A 21,766-nucleotide genomic window follows, 5' to 3' on the forward strand; every position below is an offset into this window, starting at 1 on the left:
CTCTTTGCACACACTTCTTCACAACAGTCATTGCGAGGTACGAAGCAATCGCTATCTATACAGAGCCGCTCTGTAAATCAGGGATTGCTTCGTACCTCGCAATGACGATTTTATAGAATTTTGTTCTATTCTCGTTCTATCAGAATCCTATCCTGGATATGCTGATGTTTGCGAGACACCCTTATAACTTCACGCCCCTCAAAAAGTCCTCGATATCCATGCGTTTCTTGCCTTCTAACTGAATATCTTTTAATAATACAAAACCATCTTTAGCGGCAAACTTTAAATAAGTTTTATTATCCGTTAAAAAGCCCCCGGGTTGTATGGCTGGTTCCGATAGCTGATATTCAGAAGCATAAATTTTCAGGCTTTTGCCATTAAGTTCGGTGTATGCAGTTGGTACCGGGCTCAAGCCACGGATTTTGTTATAAATTGACAGCGCAGGTTGCGTCCAGTCTATCCGGCAATCATCCTTAAAAATCTTTGGTGCGTGTCTTAACTCTGTTCCCTCGGCCAGCTGAGCTTGCGGATGTTCGTTATAACGTCCGCTCTCAACCGCTTTAACTGTTTTAACCAGCAGCCCTGCACCTTTGTTCATGAGGCGGTCATGTAATTCGCCGGCATCTTCATGGCCGGTAAGGGTTATTTTTTCGGTGAACAGGATGTTACCGGTATCAATATCGTGTTTTAAAAAGAAGGTGGTTACGCCGCTTTCTTTTTCGCCGTTAATCAGCGCCCAGTTAATGGGGGCGGCACCGCGGTATTGAGGTAATAATGAGGCGTGTAAATTTATGGTACCTTTGGCAGGCATGTTCCAAACAGTTTCTGGCAGCATCCTGAAGGCTACCACAACCTGCAGATCGGCTTTCAATGCTTTCAATTCGGCAATAAAATTCTCATTTTTAAGTTTTTCGGGTTGCAGCACTTTTAAGCCGTTAGCTACGGCATATTGTTTAACAGCCGACTCACTAACTTTTTGTCCCCTTCCGGCTGGTTTATCGGGCGCTGTAACAACAGCAACGATGTCACTACCGGCTTTAATTAAAGCGTCTAACGAGGCAACGGCAAACTGGGGGGTACCCATAAATATAATTCTCATAGTATGTTTAGGTATTAGATGTGCTTTATTCTGTTATTCGTATAGTAAGTATTTTTTGCGTGTGGCTTTAAACTTAGTTAGTCCGGGTTGCCAGCCGGCACGGATCTCTTCTTCGGTTTTGCCGGTTTCAATTTGTTTCCTTAGTTCGGCTGTACCTGTAAGCTTTATAAAATAGGCATTAAAGAAATGGTCCTTGTCGGGGAAGGCATTATATAACTCCAGGAGCCATTTCAAATTAATAACACCTGTACCCGTGATATCAGTTGGCGAAATGTTTTGCAGATTAATGCCAAAACATTCCTGGTCTTTTTGAGGCGGGTTCTCACTCATACCCGGGATACTTTTGGGTGTAAATGAAAAACTGTATTTACCTTTCAACGCCGGGTGCCCCAGTACGGCAAATGGGAAGAGCGTACCCCTGCCCAAACTAAATGTTGTACCTTCAAATAAGCAGGTACTCGGATATAATAAAATCGATATAGGCGTATTTAAGTTGGGCGAAGGGTTTACGGGTAAGGTATAAGGCAAATTATGCTTGTAATTAGCCACTTTAATAATCTTCAGTTTACATTTAACCCCATTTTTTAACCAGCCTTCGCCATTTATCATTTGGGCATATTCGCCAATAGTCATACCGTGGGCGATGGGGATGGGGTGCATGCCCACAAATGAACGGTTAACCGTATCCAGAACAGGGCCATCAATCAAATAACCGTTAGGGTTTGGACGGTCAAATATCATGAGCTCTACATTGTTTTCGGCACAGGCCTCCATTAAGTAATGCAGGGTTGAAATATAAGTGTAAAAGCGTACGCCAACATCCTGTATATCAAATATCATGAGGTCGATACCCTTCAAATCGGCCGGGGTTGGTTTGTAATGCTTGTTACCGTACAGCGATATTACAGGCAAGCCGGTTTTAGGGTCTTTAGTGTCGCCAACGGTAGCGCCGTTACTGGCATTACCCCTGAAACCATGCTCGGGGCCAAAGATCTTTTTTACGTTTACTCCTAAATGCACCAAACTATCTACACTGGCAGTTAAATTTTTACCAATAACCGAAGTTTGATTAATCACCATCCCTATATTTTTTCCCTTAAGATAGTTAATATACAGCGGAATTTGATCAGCTCCGGGAATAATAGGGCTGTTTTTTTTGTTTTTTGGGATGGATGCTGTCTTGCAGCTTTTACAATTGGTTGTCTGGCTGCATGCCGTGTTTGCAAGTAAAACTGTTATCAGGGCAAATCGTAAAAAAGCACAAATCTTATTCATAAAATATTGAGTTGAAACAATTTTAAAAGTAGCAGGTTTAACAGCAAAACCGCATATTTGCGAAGGTACAAAAAATCAGTCTGCCATTGAGTTTCGCCTCCTTTATATCAGCCCGTATAACATTTAAATCAAAACGCACATTTTCAAAACTGATAGTGCGTATTGCAATAATAGGCATTATGCTGGGCCTTGGTGTAATGATACTGTCACTTGCTATCGTTAAAGGATTTAAACACGAAATCCGCAATAAAGTTCGCGGCTTTGCCGGCGACATCCGTGTGGTTAAGTTTGACCTGAATAACTCTTACCAAAGTTCCTCATTTCCTGCTGATAACGAATTTGTTAAGCGCGCGCTTAAAAGCCCGTTTATTACCCATGTAATGCCGGTGGCCACCAAACCCGGTATTGTTAAGGCCAATAACGAAATTGAAGGAGTGGTACTTAAGGGCGTTGACAAAAATTATGACTGGAGCTACTTTAAAAAAATGATGGTAGCCGGCGAGGTGATCAATTTTGCCGATTCGATTGAGGCGCAAAAGGAGATCATGATCTCGCAAACAACGGCCGACAGGCTTAAACTGAAAGTAGGGGATAAGCTGCTGATGTATTTTGTGGAAGATGATCTGCGTAAGCGCCAGTTTAAGATCAAAGGTATTTTCAATATCGGTGTTGAAGAGGTTGATAAAACCTTTGTGATCGGTGCCTTATCGCTCATTAACCGCCTTAATAACTGGAAGCTGAATGAGATAGGCCAATACGAACTACGCGTAGCCGACTTTGATCACATTAATGAAGCCGCCTATGCGCTCGAGACTGTTTTGCCGGTAAAATTGAAAGAGTATACCATTGAAGAAGATTATCCTACCATATTTGAATGGCTTAACCTTTTGGATGTAAATTCGGTAGTGATGCTGGTATTGATGGTAGCGGTTGCTGTAATCAATATGATATCGGCTCTGCTGATCATGATCCTTGAACGAACCGCTATGATCGGGATGCTCAAAGCCATGGGGGCATCTAACTGGGCCATCCGCAAAATATTCCTGATCAATGCCAGTTACCTGATAGGATTTGGGCTGCTATTGGGCAATTTACTGGGGATAGGCCTCGGCTATTTCCAGATGTACACTCATTTTTTCCAACTGGACCAGGCTTCCTATTATATGACCTTTGTGCCGGTTGAGTTTAATATTTTTGATATTGTTGCCCTCAATATTGGTACGCTGATCATTTGCCTGCTGGTGCTTATTATACCATCAACGCTGGTAAGCCGGATCTCACCGGTGAAGGCTATCCAGTTTAAGTAAGTTTTAAAGCAACCGGTAACTTAATCCCAACCTAAAATATTCGCTATGCGCGTTAAAGGAAGCATCGCCTACCATATCTTTCATATAGTTGGTCAGGCCGTGGGCAAAGCTTGCATTTAAGCCATAGCGGCCGTAACTGGCGGCGGCGCCAAGGCGCAACCGAACATCGGTTGGGGCCTTGCTTCTTTTGTAGTTAACTTTATAAATCTTGCCTTCTTTATCCTTTACTTCGCCTTTATCCCTGGTATCCAGTATCAGGCCAATATCCATCCCCGGTAAAATATCAAGCTTAACTTTATTGAGGGCAAACCGGTATCCGATATATGGATTAAGGTTAATACTTTGACTTTGTAAAGCAACATGGCCGGTTACAGCAAAACTTGCGTCATTTGCTACTATGTCGTATTCCGTTGGATTAAGAATGATAGGGGTATATTTATTAACTTCGGCTTTGCTCCTTAATAATTCATAACCACCCTGTAGCCCTACTATAAACCCGCCTTTTGATACCGTTTGAACCTGGATATTGCCACCATAGCTAAAGCCATTTTTGCTGCCGTATGGGTTATTGGCACGGTTCATCGGATCGCCGGTGATTGAGCCTTGTAATACCTGGGTGGTAGCCGACGATGATTTACCCGCAAAATGAAATAAACCGGTGTTGGCCTGTACAGTAACTTCTAACTTTTGAGCGCGAAGCTGCAACCCACTAATCAACAGTGGGGCAAGGATAAGGAGGTACTTTTTCATTTTTTATGTGTTGTAAAGTTCAGTTTCAGGTTTAAACCGCCTGCCCCAAATTTTATCTGCTGTGAGCCAAGGCCGTCAAGCGGGTATTTCAAAAATGGTTCAATAATTATCCTGTTGCTTTTGCCAAGCGGATAGCCAACACCAAATGCTACGTTCAGGGTTTTGGCAAAATAAAAGCTATTGAAGCTTTTGTGCGTTGTTTCATCGGATGTTTGCGGTTGTACACCGGCAGCCTGTGCCAGCCCGGGGTAACTGTAACTTGCCGTGTAGGCTTCATTTATAAACGTTCCCGAACTTAAACCTGCAGAAATATAAGTGTCATTTTTTTGCGGGTTAAATTCATACTTAAGGTTAACAGGAATATCCAGACCGATCAGGTTTGCACTGTAGTTTTTAAATGAAGGTGTAGACGATACTTTACTAAAATCGGCCAGCGTGTTATAAGCTGTGCTTAATGATGGCGAAAATGACACCGCAGCCGCAACATTTGAGGGTTGGTTTTTATTGTAATTAAGCGTGTTTTGGGCCAAAGCTAAACCGGTAGAAAGTTTGAGGTTTTTGCTTAGCTTAATATCAGATGTAAAGCCGGCGCCGGCATTTACCTGGTTTTGGCTGCCCTTGGCATAGTTAAAGAATGTAGCCGCGTAAACACTGAATTTTACCCTGCGTTCGTTCATGTCCATATCAGGTTTTTTAGGCTGATCCTGATCGCTGGCAAGTAAAGATTCCATAGAGTTGATCTTTGGTTTTACTTTTACTACTGATGGAACAGCAGGCGGGTTTGCAGTAACAGGTTTGGTATTTGCCGGAGACTGTACAGCAGGGTTATTAGCATATTGCTGCGCGTTGGTTTGCTGCAATACATATTTTACACTATCAGCTTTTTTAGCCGGAGTTACGTTGATTACACTGTTATTCGCCGGTTGAACTGTAGGGGGCACGTTGGTTTTGGCAATACCGTTAACTGGGTTTGCAGTTACAGGATTTGCCGGCACAGGTGTAAACGCTGGTACGGTTGCAGCCGGTTGATTTACGATTGCGTTGCCCGCCGGTTTATTTAAAGCGCTATTGTTTGCAAGTACGTTTGATTTATTTGCCGGGGTGTTGCCTGCCGGATTCGGTTTTGTTGCTGAAGATTGGGTGCTATTGTTGCCCGCAAGGTTTGTTGCAGGTGATTGCTTAGTTGTTACAGGAGATCGTTCCGGGGTAGCGTTTTGAACATTGCTATCTGCCGTGTTGCTATGCGGCAGCGCAGGTTTTACCGGTTTAGCCGAAAATGTTTGGCCATCATTATTAACATTATTTTTGTTCGATGCTATCCATAAGCCTATACTCAAAAACAATAACAGGACAGCAGCGGCGCTTGCCCACCATAGGTAAACCGGGCGGCGCTGTTTTTCCTGAACAGGGAATCTCTCCCTGAGCAGCAGCCAGCCTTCATCAGCGGTAGTGTCTTCGTAATTATCAAACACTTCCCTGATGCGGTCTCTTAAGTCGTTATCCAACTGGTCATCCATGGTTTTGTGCTTCTTTTCTTAATATACTTCTTAATCTTTCTTTCGCCCTGCTCAGGTAAACGCGCGATGAGCTTACCGGGATGCCGAGCGTTGTGGCTATTTCATCATGGTCATAGCCGTCTATCTCATACATGTTAAAAATAGTTCGTTGTATAGCCGGGAGTTCAACCATCAATTTTAAAATATCCTGTACGTTTAAATTATCAACCGGCCCCATATTACTCCTGATGGGGGCGGCATTTTCCAATTCAACATTAAGCTGGAATTTAAGGTCTTTGCGCCGGCGGTCAATGGCCGTGTTAACCAAAATGGTGCGGAGCCAGGCTTTAAACGGCTTATCGATATTGTAGCCGCCAATAGCGTTAAATACTTTTATAAAAGCGTCATTTACTGCTTCAAGGGCATCATCGCGGTTTAAACTGTAACGCAAACTTATACCCATAGCATAGCCATAGAACTGCTTATACAGCAATTCCTGATGTTTTAAACTGCCTTTTTTGCATTGCCTTACGATCTCTTCTTCGGTAATGCGAGGGGGTGGATGCATTAAATGTACTTAGTTCCGCTAAATGTTGTTTTAAAGCCTTTACGCAGCAAAACAGTTAAATGATACAAAATAAAAAAAATTCTGCCCGGATTATTTGCTGTAGTAATCAAAAAAAGCCGGTACCCTCAATGCGGGCACCGGCAACGTAATAAAACAATAAAAAGTAGTTAATTCGTTTTTTTCAAATTGTATTGAACAGTTAACGTATCGCCGTTGCTGTTGCGCTGCAGTTGAAATACGTTACCATCATAATAATATTGGTAAACACCTTTAAGATGAAATTTTTTGACACCTGGTACTACCGCCAATGAATCATTAAACTGGATGTAGTAACCGTTGTACACAAATGCTCCGTAGCTCGCCACGTGTTTCCTGGTGTCGGTAGCTACTTTAAATAATGATGCCGCGGTAAGTTTTAAAGCTATCGTATCACGAACGGTATCATAACCGGTACCGCTTGTTTTTTTAACCAGCGCACCAAATGTACCGGTAAAATTGCCCTGGGGTTGAGCAACCGGAACAACCTCATTTTTAGGAGAGCAGGCTACGCCTAATGTTAACAATAATGGAAGCAGGTAAAATAAATTACGTTTCATATAATCTTATCTCGTTATCAATTTTTAACCATTACGCACGTTTTTAACTAAACGCTACAGCCGGGATGCATTATTTACAGTTTTTTTGCCTCGTCCCAAAAAATATCCATCTCAGCAAGGCTCATGTCATGCAGCTGTTTGCCATTTTCCTGTGCTTTAAGCTCCAGGTATTGAAAGCGCTTAATGAATTTTTTATTGGTTTTTTCGAGAGCGTTTTCCGGGTTAATATTAATAAAACGGGCGTAATTGATCAGCGAAAACAGCAGGTCGCCAAATTCGGCTTCGGCCCTTTCATGGTCGATAGTGCTTTCATCTTCGGCATTAAATTCGTTTTTAAACTCCTGCATCTCTTCCTCAACTTTTGCCCAAACCTGGCTTTTCTCCTCCCAGTCAAACCCAACGCCGCGCGCCTTTTCCTGTATGCGCGATGCTTTTACCAACGCCGGTAAGGAAGCCGGTACGCCACCCAAAACAGATTTGTTACCCTCTTTAAGCTTGATCTGCTCCCAGTTACGTTTTACATCTTCCTCGTTCTGCACTTCTATGTCGCCATAAATATGCGGGTGGCGGTTGATGAGCTTATCGCAAACGCTGTTCAAAACATCGGTAATGGTAAAGTCGTTGGTTTCGGAAGCTATTTTAGCGTAGAATACCAGGTGTAACATGATATCACCGAGTTCCTTTTTTATTTCGGGCATATCGCCGCCCAGTATGGCATCACTTAGCTCATAGGTTTCTTCAATGGTAAGATGGCGCAGGCTTTCGAGCGTTTGCTTTTTATCCCATGGGCAATTGGCCCGCAGGTCGTCCATAATAATGAGCAATCTATCGAACGCTATTGAGGCAGTAGGGGCGGTTTCAGGGGCTTTTAAAGGCATAAATTATTTATAATGAATACTTATGCTGCAAAGGTATGATAACATCTTTAATGAAAACTTACTGTATCATTAATTTTAAACTAACATTAATTAATTTTATTAGCCAATTGTTAATGCTACCTATAAGCACATTTTATCATGAAAAAAACTTACCTGTTTATCCTCCTTTTCGTTTCGATAATTAAAGCTGGTTATGCTCAACAGCAGCCTGCCGGCGATGTGGCCAACAGTACTTTTAGCCAGCCTCAACCATTCCTGTTTACAGTCAGCACACTTAATCCGCAAGGCCGCAACTGGAGCCTAAATTACTCGGGCGGATATGGTGAGCGCACTGTTACACCACTTGGGTTTGATGGCGTAGATCAAAACTTTTCGGCCAAAGGATACTTAGGTAATAAGTTTACGTTGATGGCCATGCTGGGTACAGGTTTTAGTAATAATGGTGGTGTACGTACATTACAGCAGGCCGAAGTGCTTCGAGATTTTGTTGGTGGTAACCAGCCGATGGGTTTCAGGGCAGGGGCAAGCCTTGGTTTCAGGAGGGAGTTTAACAGCGATGCCGTGGCATTCAGTCGTATAACTGCGGCGTATGAGGTATCAAAATGGAAGCTTGGCGCTAATCTTCGCTTTGAAAAAGCGTTTTCAACCCACCGCGATGGTTTGGATTTGATAACCAGTGTTGGCGTGCATCGTCATATTTCAGGACAGTTATTCGGCGGCTTTGAAGCAGTAGGGCAGGACCTGGAAGGTTTTTGGGAAGCCCACGAGGCCGAAGGCGGTGCCCGTTTATTGATTGGCCCATCGCTTAATTACGCTCCGGTTAATTCACGCCTGGCATTTTCACTTTGCGGCGGCCCCATCATTTATGCAACCCGCAGTGCAGCAACGCAAGGCCAGTTTGCTTATCGCGAATTGCCAACTACCAATGGTTTTACACTGAAATTCAATGTAGGCTTCCGGTTTTTATAGCAGGAAGATTAAAGTTTTACTGCCCTGAGCATTTCGCGTTTGCCGGGTGCTCCGGGTGCTTTCTCTATTTTAAAGCCCTGGCTTTTGAGCATGCGTTTCAGGTTGCCGGTAATGGCATAGGTAACAAACACACCACCCGGTTTTAAAAAGCTAACGGTGTGACCGATGGCTTCTTCATCCCACATTTCGGGTTGATGGGCTGCGGCAAAGGCGTCGAAATAGATAATATCAAACTGCTCGTCTGTGTTAAAATCCAGCAGCTTGCTGTGAGCGATATGTAACTGTGTTGTGTTATTGATTTGAACTTTGGCCGTTAACGCGGCGGGATAACTGCTGTTGAATTGTTCCCATAACAGTTCCGGGATATATTGCTGGTAGCCGGTTTGCGCCATCATTTCGGCGCTTACGGGGTAAGCTTCGATACCGGTGTAATCAAGTTTTATTTGCGTGCCGGTACACGCATCGGCCGTTAACAGAAAGTTGAGCCCGGTGCCGAAACCAACTTCGAGGATACTAACCCCGCTGGTGTTATTCCGCTCAAGGAAATATTGTAAGCCTGATTTAACAAATACATGCAAGCTCTCCTGCAAAGCTCCGTGGCGCGAGTGGTAATGCTCGCCTACTTCAGCATTGTAAATGGTATTGGAGCCGTCGGCTGTGGGGACTATGGTTAGTTCATGGTTCATGGATGATAGTTCATAGTTTTGGGTGGCATACTTAGTTCATGGTTTATGGATGATGGTTCATAGTTTCCAAGACCTTATTGGCCATGAACCATGAGCTATCATCCATGACCATTAGCCATGAACCTCTTTCATCATCTCAGTCACCACCTCACCCAGATCATAAACCGGTACGGCATTTATTGCAGCCGAAACAATGCTCACACCGGCAGCCGAACGATAGCCTGCAGCGCAATGCACTACGACAGGTTTATCGGCAGGGATCTCACTAATGCGTTCGCGCAGTTCGGGCAAAGGTATACTAATGGCATTTTTAAAGACCTTGCCTGCCGCAACTTCTGCCTGATTACGTACATCAACTATCGTGTAATCATTTTCATTTGCCCTGAAGGCGTCTAAATCAAGATCGGGGGATACTTCGTTGGCGTTTACAGGCGTTAACAATGCGCCTTTGATATTTTGTTCGTAACCAATTTTGGCTGCTTTTTTAATCAGGGTGTCAAGCTTATCATCATTTTCGGCGATGAGGTAGAACTGCTCATCAGGCCCGATAATAGAACCCAGCCATGTTTCAAATTTTTCACCATCCTGCAGGTTAATAGCGCCATGCAGGTGACCGCTCCTGAACTGTGCTTTGGGACGGCCGTCAACTATTAAAATGTCAGCTTCCAACGCGCTGCCTTCCTCCATACGGGGTACAGCAGTAATGCTGTCCTCAAAACCTGGTACACCATTTTTATTCAACAGCACATCACGGCCAAAGTATTTGGGCATAAAAGGCTGATCGGTGGTAAGCGTTTTAACAAATTCCAGCTCATCCATCAGTTGTAAGGCATAATTTTCACGCAGTTCGCGGCCAATGGTGCTTTCCAGCTCGGGGCTCATGTTTTTACCGCATAACGAGCCCGGGCCGTGCGCCGGGTAAACCACCACGTTTTTGGGCAGGGTCATGAGTTTTTGCCTGGTGCTTTGAAACATCTGGCGGGCAAGTTCCTCTTTTTTTGCAGTAATGTTACCCACATTTTCCCGCAGGTCCGGTCGGCCTACATCCCCAACAAATAGTGTATCGCCGGTAAAGATGGCGGTTTCTCGGCCTTCTTCATCTACCAGTAAAATACAGATAGAATCGGGCGAGTGACCGGGAGTATTGATGGCTTTTAGTTTAATATCATTAAGCTGGATAACGTCGCCGTCGTCAAAGGTTTCGTGCGGATATGTTGCGCCGGTTAACTTGCTGCAATAAATTACAGCGCCTGTGGTTTCATGAATTTCAAGGTGCGAGCTTACAAAATCGGCATGTGGGTGGGTTTCGATAACACCTACAATATCGGCATCGTGCTGGGCCGCAAAATCATAATAAGGCTGCGGGTTACGGGCCGGGTCAATAACTATCATTTTGCCCGTACGGATCACGGCATATGAACCATGCGCCAGGCCTTTATCGTAAAATTGTTGAATGATCATATTTTGCCTGCAAAGATAATGCTTAGGCGGAATGTTTTATTTGTGCAATGTTTGAGTGGTGTAAATATTGATCCTTTTTGTGTAAACCTGTGAAGCCGGTTGTCTGCATAGATCAGAAAATTATTGAAAAAGAATTTTTACACGAATTTTTACGTATTAATCGAATTACACGAATTTTGAATTTGGTTAATTGACATTCGATTAATTGTGATGAGTTTAAAGAAATTCGTGTGGGAATTTTTCAGTATGCTTTGACGTCAATTACTAAACTGCCTTAAATGATGGTCAACATGTTTATAAGCTAACTGACCCATTTGTTCCCTGGTCATTTTGCCAAAAAAAGTATGCTCAAAATCAGTTTTTGAAGTTTTACCATATTCCTCAACCAGTTCAATCCATCGTTTTTTTTGTGCTTCTACATTGCCTCCTGTTTCAGTTACTTTACATTGCGGAACAGTAGGGCTATTTTTTGCTACGGGGCTATCATCCTTTATCATGCTTTTCAAAGCTACCTTACCAAACAGGCGACCGATGAACGAGCGTTTATAGACTGTTATGCCCAGGTACATTTCGTCCGAAAGGGTGCAATGTTTTAGCATTTGATAAACATTCATTTTTCCCCATTGTGGCTGGCTGTTTTCGTTAATTAAATTGATACGGGTTATGAGGCCATCGCGGGTTTCTTTATCAAATATTGTTTTCATTGTTTTAAAGCGTTTACGGTCATAAAGCTACTGCGAATTACAAAACAAGCACAGGGGTTTTTGAGCCATAAACGGGGAGGATTTACGCCAGTAAAATAACTTGTAAACCAAACAGGCCCGGTTTCATAACCGGGCCTGTTATAAAAAAACAAAACTATTGCTTACCAGATCTTTGTCCTGTCTTCTGGTTTTTTATACATTTTATCGCCGGGTTTTACGTCAAATGCCTTGTACCAGGCGTTGATATTGGTTATAGGCGCATTGGTGCGGAACTGCTCGGGCGAGTGCGGGTCGGTCAGGATCCTTTGCGCTGCCGATTCCGGAGTTTGTGATGAACGCCATACCTGTGCCCACGACAAAAAGAACCGCTGATCGGGTGTAAAGCCATCAATAGTATTGGCCGACTGGCCTTGTTTGGTTTTGCTGAATGCCTCGTAAGCAATGTTCAAACCACCAAGGTCGGCCAGGTTTTCGCCAAGGGTAAGTTTGCCGTTTACGTGCAGGGTGTCAAGAACGGTAAAGGCATTGTATTGTTTCACCACCTGATCTGCGCGCGATTTAAATTTATCGGCATCTTCTTTGGTCCACCAATCGCGCAGGGTGCCGTCGGCATCGTACTGGCGGCCCTGGTCGTCAAAGCCGTGGGTCATTTCATGGCCAATTACCGCTCCAATACCTCCGTAGTTAACGGCGTCATCAGCCTTAAAATCAAAGAACGGGAATTGAAGGATCCCAGCAGGGAACACAATTTCGTTATTAGTTGGGTTATAATAAGCATTAACGGTTGGCGGTGTCATTCCCCATCGGGTTTTATCAACCGGTTTACCTAATCGGCTTACATTAAAATTGTAGCGCCATTTGACTATTGCATGCAGGTTACTGAAGTAATCGTTACGGTTAATCACCATGCCATCGTATTTTTCCCAGTTGTCCGGATAGCCGATTTTTACGGTGAAAGCATTAAGTTTTTTAAGTGCGCGTTCTTTGGTTGCGGGGCTCATCCAGTCAAGGCGCTTAATCCTGTCGCCAAGAGTTTCTTTAAGGTTGTTTACTAAATCAACCATATATTGTTTGGCGGCCGGGGTAAAGTATTTTTCAACAAAAAGCTGGCCCAGTAATTCGCCAAGGTAGCTATCAACAAGGGCGCTCATGCGCTCAACGCGCGGTGTCTGTACTTTTTGACCGGTCAGCGTGCTGTTGTAAGCAAAGCTTGCGTTAGAAAAGTCGGAGCTTAAATAACTGGCTGTTCCTCTTAAAATATTCCATCGCAGGTATATTCTCCAGTTAGCGATCGGGGTAGCTGCAAACAGCGAGTCGGTAGCCCTGAAAAACGAAGGCTGGCCAACAAGAATGCTGTCCTGTCCGCCTGCATTAAGCGCAGGAAGTATCTTTGACCATTTTAAATGTGGGGTTTGTTTTTCAAAATCTGCAATCAGGAACTTGTTGTAGGTTACATGCGGATCGCGCATGGCTACACGGCTCAATTGCGCCTTAGCCCAGGTATATTCAAGGCCGTAAACTATAGCAGTGTTTTTGGCTGCTTCATCAGCACTGCTTCCGCTAAGGGTGAACAAAGTTGTGATCAGCTTTTTTAAGGCGTCCTGTGCTTTTTTTGAACGCGGATCGTTTTTGAGGTAATAATCCCTGTCGGGCAGGGTAGTGCCTCCCTGACCAAGGCTTATCACATATTTGTTTACATTCTTTTCATCCTGTTCAACCCCAAACCTGAAAATCGGCGCACTTATTCCGTTAACACGCTCGTAAATCAGTTCGTTAATAAAGTCGTCAAGGGTTTTTAACCGGTTAATGCGCTCCAGGTCGGGTTTGATGGGGGCATAACCGTTTTTTTCGATGGTCAGGCTATCCATACCACTGGCGTACAAATCTCCCACAAGTTGTTTCAGGCTGCCTTTGGGTTGCGACGCTGATGTCTGGCTTACTTCATTCAGCAAGCCAATGAGCCTATCTGTATTTTCCTGGCGCAAAATATGGAAACTACCCCAGCGGGTTTCTTTAGCAGGGATGCCGTTTTGTTTTAGCCAGCCGCCATTGGCATATTCAAAAAAATCATCGCCGGGCTTTACGCTCAGGTCCATGTTGGCGGGGTCGATAAATTTTTTAGGAGGGGCGGAGGTTTTGTGCCTGGGTTTTACGGGTTTTGGGCCATCTGCAGCAAACACATTTACCGACATGCCAAGGCAGGCAGCCAGTAATAAACAGTTAAACTTTAATTTCATGTCAATACTTAAAAATTAAAGTTAATAAATAGCGGGTATTAAACACAAGTGGCCGGTGGCAGGCCTTTAGTGATTGAACCAGTTAATGATGGCTTCGAGTTTTGTTTTTTTCAAAATATCAAGCCAGAAACGGTGTAAGGGTATTGTTTTCATGACAATTTGAATGTTACATATATAATAACTTGTTAATTGTAAAAATATTGTGGGAGTGGGGTTGTTCATGGTTGATAGATCATGGTTTATGGTTTATAGATGATTGATCATGATTGCATGTTGTAGTGATAATCATTTTACAATGTACTGGTTTGCGTTAGGGATGGTAGCGGATACCGGCCAAGTGGCTAAGGCCTTGTGCAGTATGAGCGTACAGCCCGGGCCGCAGGCAACGCCATTATTCTGAACCGGGATTTGGGTGGATTTTTGGGATTAATGGGATTTTCTTTTATGTTGTTGTCTGAACTCGAATTTTTTGAATTAAAGAAATAACAGAATGCTAAGTAAATTCAATAAATTCTTAAAATTCGTTTAATTCGAGTTCAGAATAATGGCATTACCTGCGGCCCGGGCTGTACGCTCATACGCCTGCAGGCATTACGCTCGTTGGCCGGTATCCGCTCCCATCCCTAATGCGGCCTCCGCTCTTGACCGATCAAAAACTATCGGTTTAAAACCATCATCTATGAACCATGAACTATATTCCCAAAAAAATCCCCCAACCTTTGGCTATGAACCGTTAACTATCGTATTTTTGCGCGTTATGAGTATTGCTAAAACATATATCCCAAAGGAAACCGAAGAAAAATGGTACAGTTACTGGTTGCAGCACGGCTTTTTTAAGTCGGTGCCTGATGAGCGTGAGCCTTATACCATAGTCATTCCGCCGCCAAACGTTACCGGGGTTTTACACATGGGCCACATGCTTAACAATACCATACAGGATGTGCTGGTTCGCCGCGCCCGGATGAAAGGCAAAAACGCCTGCTGGGTTCCCGGTACCGACCACGCCAGTATTGCTACCGAGGCCAAAGTTGTCGCTATGCTTAAAGAGCGCGGCATCAGCAAAAAAGACCTTACCCGCGAAGAGTTTTTAACTTATGCCTGGGAGTGGAAGGAAAAATACGGCGGCATTATCCTGGAGCAGCTTAAAAAATTAGGTGCCTCCTGCGATTGGGACCGTACCAAATTTACCATGGACGAGAGCCTATCGGAAGCGGTTATTGATACGTTTATCCACCTGTATAAAAAAGGTTTGATCTATCGCGGTATCCGCATGATCAACTGGGATCCGCAGGGCAAAACCGCGGTGAGTGATGAGGAAGTAATTCGTAAAGAGGTTAATCAGAAGCTTTATTATATTAAGTATAAAGTAGTAAGTCCTAAGGCAGAAGCCTTAAGTCCGGAGTCTAAGGCGATAAATTTAGATGATAGTTATGACACCGAACCTAAGACTTCTTCTGACTACCTAACTATAGCTACTACCCGCCCTGAAACCATTATGGCTGATGCAGCTATCTGTATCAATCCTAATGACGAGCGTTACCTGCACCTGCACGGTAAAAAGGTTTACATCCCGCTGATCAACCGTGAAATACCGGTGATTTTGGATGATTATGTGACTATGGATTTTGGTACCGGCTGTTTGAAGGTTACCCCTGCACACGATTTAAATGACTACGAACTGGGCCAGCGTCATAACCTGCCGGTTATTGATATCCTGAATGACGACGGCACCCTGAACGAGAAAGCGCAGATACTGGTTGGTGAAGACCGTTTTGCCGCCCGTAAAAAAATAGCTGTGCTGCTGGAAGAAGCCGGCGTACTGGAAAAAGTTGAAGAATATAAATCGCAGGTTGGTTTCAGTGAACGTACCAACGCGGTGATTGAGCCAAAACTATCCATGCAATGGTTTTGCAAGATGGGCGAAATGGCCAAACCAGCTTTGGATTATGTATTGAACGGCGAGATAAAACTGATCCCCGAAAAATTTGTGAACACTTACCGCCATTGGATGGAGAATGTACGCGACTGGAACATCAGCCGCCAGCTGTGGTGGGGACAACAGATTCCGGCATGGTATTTACCTACAGGCGAATTTGTAATTGCCAAAAACGCTGAAGAAGCATTGAAGGAAGCGCAACTTAAAAATCCCGCACTTACCGCAGCCGATCTTACCCAGGACGAAGACGTAGTTGATACCTGGTTTTCATCTTGGTTATGGCCCATTTCGGTATTTGACGGTTTTAAGGATCCGAACAATGCTGATATCAATTATTACTATCCAACCAATGATTTGGTTACCGCGCCGGAGATCCTGTTTTTCTGGGTTGCCAGGATGATCATGGCCGGCCATGAGTTTAGGGGCGAAGTACCATTCAGGAACGTATACCTTACCGGTATAGTAAGGGATAAGCAGGGGCGTAAAATGTCGAAGCAATTGGGCAACTCTCCCGATCCGCTTGACCTGATAGCTCAATACGGCGCCGACGGCGTACGTGTAGGCATGCTGCTATGCTCGCCTGCAGGTAACGATTTGATGTTTGACGAAAGCTACTGTAAACAAGGCAGCGGCTTTGCCAACAAAATATGGAACGCCTTTAAACTGCTAAAAGGCTGGGAAGTTGATGAAAGCCTTGACAACCCTAACGGCGTAGCCATTGAATGGTTTGCCAACAGGTTTAACCAGGCGCTAACCGAAATTGAAGCTAACTTTGCCCAATATCGTTTATCAGAGGCCTTAATGGATACTTATAAACTGGTATGGGACGATTTTTGCGCATGGTACCTGGAGATGATCAAACCGGCTTATCAACATCCTATTGATAAGGCTACTTATGCAGCTACTATTCAATTCTTCGAAAATATTTTGAAGGTATTGCACCCTTTTATGCCGTTCCTTACCGAAGAATTATGGCATGATGAACTGTTTGGCGAACGTTCTGAAACTGACTGCTGTATTGTAGCGCAATTGCCCGCTATTGGGGAAATTAATTCACGTCTGTTAAATGAAACAGAGCTTGTTAAAGATGTGGTAACCAACATCAGGAACACCCGCAAAACAAAACAAATTTCTGACAAAGAGCCGCTTGAGTTATTTGTTAAATCAAATTCGGGGATCAATTACGGCCAGTACGAAGCTATCATTGCAAGGCTTGGCAACATCAGCAAATTTGAATCAGTAGCCGATAAAGTTGAAGGGGCCATTAATTTCTTAGCCTCAACAGATGAGTTTTATATTCCGTTCAGCGAAGAAATTGACCCGGTTGCCGAATGTGCGAAACTGAAAAAAGAGCAGGAATACCTGTTAGGTTTCCTGAAATCGGTTAATGCAAAATTGGGTAACGAACGGTTTATGGCTAATGCAAAACCCGAGATTATTGAGGTGGAGCAAAAGAAAAAGGCCGATGCCGAAGCTAAATTAACCATCATTGAAGAAAACTTAGCTGCTTTGGCTTGCTAATTGCAGAACTTACCGGCTTTGCGTAACAAGCTACCGTACAGTATTTTGATTGCTGTACGGTGGCCTGTTCAATTGCAGGGCCAATGTTAAGTTCTGAATATGAGTAATAAAGTAAGTTTTTTTAACTTATCAATTTATAAGATTTTGTCGAAGGAGCAATCGTTCCTTGACCAGGCCCGGATTCGTTTATTGTATTATGGGTTCTTCCTTATTTTTGTTGCCCTTGGGGCACTTTACCTGAACGTTTATTTCCAAAACCAAAAAATGCTTGCTGATACCGCCCTGTTTTTGATGGGAGCGGTAGTTGTGTTATTTAAGTATTTAACCTGGCGGCCCGACTGGCGCGGCGCAACACATGCCCTGCTTATTGTGGGTACCCTTGTTAATACCAGCCTGGTTTATGCCTCTATGCAAACGGTAAATATCATTACCGTGCAGGTTATTATAATCGTGATCGTATTCAGCTATTATATGCTTGGCCAGCAATGGGGGCTCATGTACTCGTTGCTTAATACAGTACCGGTTTTGGTATTTATGATTATTGAATACAACAGTGGGTACATTATTAGTATAAAACCTAACAAAGTTGATCAGTCTACCATTATCATCAGCCTGTTTGCCAATTTTATATTGCTTATTTTTATCCATAGCCATTTTTACACTGCTTTCTTAAAAAACATCAGGCACCTTAAAAATAGTAGCAGGGAGCAGGCCCGGCTTTACAGTAAGATGGAAACGGCCATTGAAAAGGCAGAGAAATCGGCCCAGGCCAAATCAGAGTTCCTGTCAACCATGTCGCATGAAATCCGTACGCCGTTAAATGCGGTTATCGGGATGAGTAATTTGCTGATGATGAGCAACCCGAGGCCCGACCAGCGGGAGAACATCGAAATCCTTAAATTTTCGGCCAATAACCTGTTAGCCATTGTTAATGACGTGCTTGATTTTAGCAAAATTGAATCGGGGAAGGTAGTATTTGAAAATATCCGCTTCAACCTTGTTGAGCTGATGAACAATATTTGCGGCGGGCAGATACTGAAGGCCGAAGAGAAAGGCTTGCTTTTTAAGCTTGATGTTGACAGCTCATTGAGGGATAAGGTGCTTTTTGGCGATCCTACCCGCATAACCCAGATCATTTTTAACCTGGTTAGTAATGCTATAAAATTTACACCGCAGGGAAACATATGGGTAAGGGTTACTTGTGTGGAAGACCGGCATAATACCGTTACCGTTAACTTTTCGGTAAGGGACACCGGCATCGGTATCGAAAAAGAAAACCTTGAAAGTATATTTGAACCATTTACGCAGGAATCATTAGCTACTACCCGCGAGTATGGCGGCACAGGGCTTGGCCTGGCCATAGTTAAGCGTTTGCTTGAGCTGCAGGAAGTGCAAATGACCGTTAACAGTACAATGGGGCGCGGATCAGAGTTTTCATTCCATATGGAATTTCCTGTATCTACAGAAGCATTGCCTGTTGTAGTAACTACTGCTCCCGAAGCTAAACAATTTTCAGAAAACCCGCTGGCCTGTTTACGTGTACTTATTGCCGAAGATAATATGGTTAATGTGATGCTGATGAAGAAACTGCTGAGCAAGTGGAGCATTAACCCAACCATTGCCGAAAACGGGGAACGGGCAGTTGAGTTTATGCAGTACGGCAATTTTGATATTATATTAATGGACCTCCAGATGCCGGTGATGAACGGCTTTGACGCAGCTAAAGAGATCCGTAAAATGGCCGATCCTAAAAAATCAGGCATACCGATCATCGCGCTTACAGCTTCCGCACTTTTTGATATCAAAGAACAGGTATACGAAGCCGGCATGAATGATTATGTATCCAAGCCATTTAAACCGGATGAACTGCTGGAGAAGCTTAATAATTATACATTGAACAGGGTGGGGTGAGCCCCACCCAAACCCTCCCCGGAAGGGAGGGCTATGCCATTGTTGGTGTTGTCACCAACAATTCCTAATGCTCTTTTACGACATTGTTGGTGTTGTCACCAACAATTCCCAATACTCTTTTAATCACGTTATTTCATATTACCATATTAAGCTCCCGGTTGCTTATTTAATGCTATAACTGCGTGGAGTAGAGTTGTTGGTGACAACACCAACAACGGCCAGCGCTCACCTAATGGCCTATTTATTCAACTTATCCCCTTCCTTAATCACCGCCTGGTTTACTTCCTTTACTCTTTCGATCTCCATTTTTTCAACGGCCCTGTCGTAGGTTAAAACGCCGTTTACTTCGTGTTCAACGTCGGTGGTTTGGGTATATATGGCAACGCTCAATCCTTTATATTTCATAAGCTGTTCTACTTCATCCAGCAAAAAAGCATAACGGTCGGTAAGCCTGGCTTTGGTTGGCTCATAATCATAGGCATCGTTATGCACCGGCCACATATGACCGCGAACAAACAATCCCACGCCGCCAAATTCGCCCAGCGAGGCCGCTCGGCGGCTATCGGGAACAGAAGCACCATACGGGCCAACATAAATATGTGTGTCCACGTAATCGCCATTGCCCGGATCGCCGTAAGGTTTTTGATAGCTGGGATTATTGTTAAAGCCTGAATTGCCATTAACTAATCGCGAGGGGTCATATTGTTTAACCCAATTGGTTATGTTTTTTACATCAAAAGCACCCCAGTTTTCATTGAAAGGCACCCATGTAATAATGGAGGGCGAGTTATAATGATCGTCGATGATGGCTTTTAATTCTTTCCGGTAAACCGTCCTGTTCTTAGTAGTATCTTCATTCTGATACCATATAGCGGGCATATCCTGCCAAACCAATAAGCCCATTTTATCGGCCCAATAATAAAAACGCTGCGGCTCGGTTTTCATGTGCTTACGGATGAGGTTGTAGCCCGCTTTTTTGGTGTATTCTATATCAAATTTAAGTGCTTCTTCCGTAGGTGCGGTTAAAACACCGTCGGGCCAGTACCCCTGATCAAGCAGGCCAAGCTGCATGATGAATTTACCGTTAATAAGCGGACGGATCACGCCGTTAAGCTTACCCAATTTAATATCGCGCATGCCAAAATAGCTTTTAACCTCGTCGGCTTCGCTACCATCAGTATTGTATAGGGTAAGCTTCAGATCATACAAAAACGGAAAATTTGGTGTCCATAAAACCGGGTTATCTATTGGCAGATAGAAATATGATCCGGCGGTTGCATCAACCTTTGAAACCTCTTTGCCATTGTTTAGGGCAATTGCTTTGAGTTTACCTGCACCTATAGTATTAACAAATACTTTTAAACGTTTACCTTCCACGTCTGGCAGCAGGCGAATATTTTTGATATATGATTTGTTAACGGGTTCAAGCCAAACTGTTTGCCAGATGCCCGAGGAGAAAGTATAATCGCCGCGGGGACCGTTCTTGCCCGATGGTGTTTTACCATCATTGGGGTCATGAGCAGCAACAATAAGGGTATTGCTGCCTTTTTTAAGATATGAGGTAATATCAAAGCTGAAAGAATCATACCCGCCCGAGTGCGAACCTGCTTTTTTACCATTTACAAAAATGGTGGCATCATGATCAACGGCTCCGAAATGAATAATGATATGTTTGTTTTGCCATTTTTCGGGCACTTCAAAACTTCGGCGGTACCACATGTTGATCTCCTGGTTTCGCTGTATACCTGAAAGTACCGATTCGGGGCAGTAAGGTACAAGGATCTTATCGGGCTTGTCATTAAAAGACACGGGCGTTTGAGGGTTCAGGGCATTAGGCGCGTTTTTACCACCCTGGTAATCCCATTTACCATTTAAGCACAACCAGTCATTACGCTGTAGCTGGGGACGGGGATATTCTGATAAAGGTATTTCGGCTTGCATGGCGGCATTGGTCCATTGAGTTGGCAGTTTGGCTTCCTGTGCAAAGGCGGCGCATCCGTATAATACTACGGCAAAAAGCAGGGCTTTTGCTTTGAGATAGGCGTTCATAAGGTAATGTTATAATTGATGAGGTTATGAACGGCAAAATAGGGAATTGATAACTGTTATCATAACATTTTATTGGGAAATAGGATGTTGTCTGAACCCGAATTTATTGAATTTAGGGAACGAGCAGAAAATGCGATACACATTCCATGAATTCTTCAAATTCGTTTCCCCCATGGCGCAAGTGTTGTGCGGCTGTTAGAAGGGCGGATCACTTGTGACTATAAAAATTGTCTCGTCCTAAAAAAAGTTTACAGTTTAACTGCTAAATCCTGTTATACGTTTACAATATTAATTAATCCTAAAATAGGTTTACAAAATCACAT

The 21,766-nt window shown here is 43.7% G+C and carries 16 protein-coding genes; 4 read left to right on the top strand and 12 right to left on the bottom strand.

Features of this window, described 5'->3' with window-relative positions:
• Positions 1–181 precede the first annotated feature (181 nt).
• Together fmt and FHW88_RS28760 are read right to left on the bottom strand one after the other, a co-directional pair.
• Positions 182–1,099, bottom strand: coding sequence for a methionyl-tRNA formyltransferase (gene fmt / locus FHW88_RS28755; RefSeq protein WP_176628942.1), 918 nt, complete (start codon positions 1,097–1,099; stop codon positions 182–184).
• A 33-nt stretch (positions 1,100–1,132) separates the two neighbouring features.
• Entirely contained in the window at positions 1,133–2,179 is a 1,047-nt protein-coding gene (locus tag FHW88_RS28760) for a DUF1343 domain-containing protein (RefSeq protein ID WP_317171394.1), read from the bottom strand.
• Positions 2,180–2,529: 350 nt separating this feature from the next.
• Between FHW88_RS28760 and FHW88_RS28765 the strand changes: the two genes are divergently transcribed.
• Complete coding sequence (locus tag FHW88_RS28765) at positions 2,530–3,681, top strand: ABC transporter permease (protein ID WP_317171395.1); 1,152 nt, start codon at positions 2,530–2,532, stop codon at positions 3,679–3,681.
• A 3-nt stretch (positions 3,682–3,684) separates the two neighbouring features.
• Here the strand turns inward: FHW88_RS28765 and FHW88_RS28770 are convergent, their stop codons facing one another.
• From FHW88_RS28770 to mazG, 5 genes are all read right to left on the bottom strand, one after another.
• Entirely contained in the window at positions 3,685–4,431 is a 747-nt protein-coding gene (locus tag FHW88_RS28770; RefSeq protein WP_176628945.1) for an outer membrane beta-barrel protein, read from the bottom strand.
• Complete coding sequence (locus tag FHW88_RS28775) at positions 4,428–5,948, bottom strand: hypothetical protein (RefSeq protein ID WP_176628946.1); 1,521 nt, start codon at positions 5,946–5,948, stop codon at positions 4,428–4,430. The genes FHW88_RS28770 and FHW88_RS28775 overlap by 4 nt, the downstream gene beginning before the upstream one ends.
• Complete coding sequence (locus FHW88_RS28780; protein WP_090528126.1) at positions 5,941–6,495, bottom strand: RNA polymerase sigma factor; 555 nt, start codon at positions 6,493–6,495, stop codon at positions 5,941–5,943. Before FHW88_RS28780 ends, FHW88_RS28775 begins: the two co-directional genes overlap by 8 nt.
• A gap of 167 nt (positions 6,496–6,662) precedes the next feature.
• A complete protein-coding gene (locus FHW88_RS28785) occupies positions 6,663–7,091 on the bottom strand; it encodes a hypothetical protein (protein ID WP_090528123.1) in 429 nt (142 codons plus the stop codon).
• A gap of 74 nt (positions 7,092–7,165) precedes the next feature.
• Positions 7,166–7,969, bottom strand: a complete 804-nt coding sequence (gene mazG, locus FHW88_RS28790) for a nucleoside triphosphate pyrophosphohydrolase (RefSeq protein ID WP_090528120.1) — start codon at positions 7,967–7,969, stop codon at positions 7,166–7,168.
• A gap of 138 nt (positions 7,970–8,107) precedes the next feature.
• On the opposite strand from mazG, the gene FHW88_RS28795 reads away from it, so the two are divergent.
• A complete protein-coding gene (locus FHW88_RS28795; protein ID WP_090528116.1) occupies positions 8,108–8,938 on the top strand; it encodes a hypothetical protein in 831 nt (276 codons plus the stop codon).
• A gap of 8 nt (positions 8,939–8,946) precedes the next feature.
• On the opposite strand, the gene mnmD is transcribed toward FHW88_RS28795, so the two are convergent.
• The 4 genes from mnmD to FHW88_RS28815 form a co-directional block, all read right to left on the bottom strand.
• On the bottom strand, positions 8,947–9,624 hold the full coding sequence (gene mnmD / locus FHW88_RS28800; protein WP_176628947.1) for a tRNA (5-methylaminomethyl-2-thiouridine)(34)-methyltransferase MnmD: 678 nt from the start codon (positions 9,622–9,624) through the stop codon (positions 8,947–8,949).
• Between the two features lie 111 nt (positions 9,625–9,735).
• Entirely contained in the window at positions 9,736–11,085 is a 1,350-nt protein-coding gene (locus FHW88_RS28805) for an MBL fold metallo-hydrolase (protein ID WP_176628948.1), read from the bottom strand.
• Positions 11,086–11,342: 257 nt separating this feature from the next.
• Positions 11,343–11,789, bottom strand: a complete 447-nt coding sequence (locus FHW88_RS28810; RefSeq protein WP_176628949.1) for a DUF1569 domain-containing protein — start codon at positions 11,787–11,789, stop codon at positions 11,343–11,345.
• Positions 11,790–11,950: 161 nt separating this feature from the next.
• Entirely contained in the window at positions 11,951–14,026 is a 2,076-nt protein-coding gene (locus FHW88_RS28815) for a M13 family metallopeptidase (protein WP_218117327.1), read from the bottom strand.
• A 757-nt stretch (positions 14,027–14,783) separates the two neighbouring features.
• Here FHW88_RS28815 and FHW88_RS28820 point away from each other — a divergent pair.
• Together FHW88_RS28820 and FHW88_RS28825 are read left to right on the top strand one after the other, a co-directional pair.
• Positions 14,784–17,483 carry a valine--tRNA ligase gene (locus FHW88_RS28820; protein WP_176628956.1) on the top strand — a complete coding sequence of 900 codons (2,700 nt, stop codon included), beginning with the start codon at positions 14,784–14,786 and terminating at the stop codon, positions 17,481–17,483.
• Positions 17,484–17,627: 144 nt separating this feature from the next.
• Positions 17,628–19,394, top strand: a complete 1,767-nt coding sequence (locus FHW88_RS28825; RefSeq protein WP_176628950.1) for an ATP-binding protein — start codon at positions 17,628–17,630, stop codon at positions 19,392–19,394.
• 237 nt (positions 19,395–19,631) lie between these two features.
• Here FHW88_RS28825 and FHW88_RS28830 read toward each other — a convergent pair whose 3' ends face one another.
• Positions 19,632–21,443 carry a glycoside hydrolase family 2 protein gene (locus tag FHW88_RS28830; protein ID WP_176628951.1) on the bottom strand — a complete coding sequence of 604 codons (1,812 nt, stop codon included), beginning with the start codon at positions 21,441–21,443 and terminating at the stop codon, positions 19,632–19,634.
• Positions 21,444–21,766: the final 323 nt, after the last annotated feature.

The sequence above is a fragment of the Mucilaginibacter sp. SG538B genome (genome assembly GCF_013376065.1).
Classification (GTDB): Bacteria; Bacteroidota; Bacteroidia; order Sphingobacteriales; family Sphingobacteriaceae; genus Mucilaginibacter; species Mucilaginibacter rubeus.

Coding starts and splice junctions, on each gene's coding strand:
- FHW88_RS28810 (WP_176628949.1), bottom strand. CDS start 11,789: ATGAAAACAATATTTGATAAAGAAACCCGCGATGGCCTCATAACCCGT.
- FHW88_RS28830 (WP_176628951.1), bottom strand. CDS start 21,443: ATGAACGCCTATCTCAAAGCAAAAGCCCTGCTTTTTGCCGTAGTATTA.
- FHW88_RS28820 (WP_176628956.1), top strand. CDS start 14,784: ATGAGTATTGCTAAAACATATATCCCAAAGGAAACCGAAGAAAAATGG.
- FHW88_RS28815 (WP_218117327.1), bottom strand. CDS start 14,026: ATGAAATTAAAGTTTAACTGTTTATTACTGGCTGCCTGCCTTGGCATG.
- FHW88_RS28795 (WP_090528116.1), top strand. CDS start 8,108: ATGAAAAAAACTTACCTGTTTATCCTCCTTTTCGTTTCGATAATTAAA.
- FHW88_RS28775 (WP_176628946.1), bottom strand. CDS start 5,948: ATGGATGACCAGTTGGATAACGACTTAAGAGACCGCATCAGGGAAGTG.
- FHW88_RS28785 (WP_090528123.1), bottom strand. CDS start 7,091: ATGAAACGTAATTTATTTTACCTGCTTCCATTATTGTTAACATTAGGC.
- mnmD (WP_176628947.1), bottom strand. CDS start 9,624: ATGAACCATGAACTAACCATAGTCCCCACAGCCGACGGCTCCAATACC.
- FHW88_RS28805 (WP_176628948.1), bottom strand. CDS start 11,085: ATGATCATTCAACAATTTTACGATAAAGGCCTGGCGCATGGTTCATAT.
- mazG (WP_090528120.1), bottom strand. CDS start 7,969: ATGCCTTTAAAAGCCCCTGAAACCGCCCCTACTGCCTCAATAGCGTTC.
- FHW88_RS28780 (WP_090528126.1), bottom strand. CDS start 6,495: ATGCATCCACCCCCTCGCATTACCGAAGAAGAGATCGTAAGGCAATGC.
- fmt (WP_176628942.1), bottom strand. CDS start 1,099: ATGAGAATTATATTTATGGGTACCCCCCAGTTTGCCGTTGCCTCGTTA.
- FHW88_RS28760 (WP_317171394.1), bottom strand. CDS start 2,179: ATGGTGATTAATCAAACTTCGGTTATTGGTAAAAATTTAACTGCCAGT.
- FHW88_RS28770 (WP_176628945.1), bottom strand. CDS start 4,431: ATGAAAAAGTACCTCCTTATCCTTGCCCCACTGTTGATTAGTGGGTTG.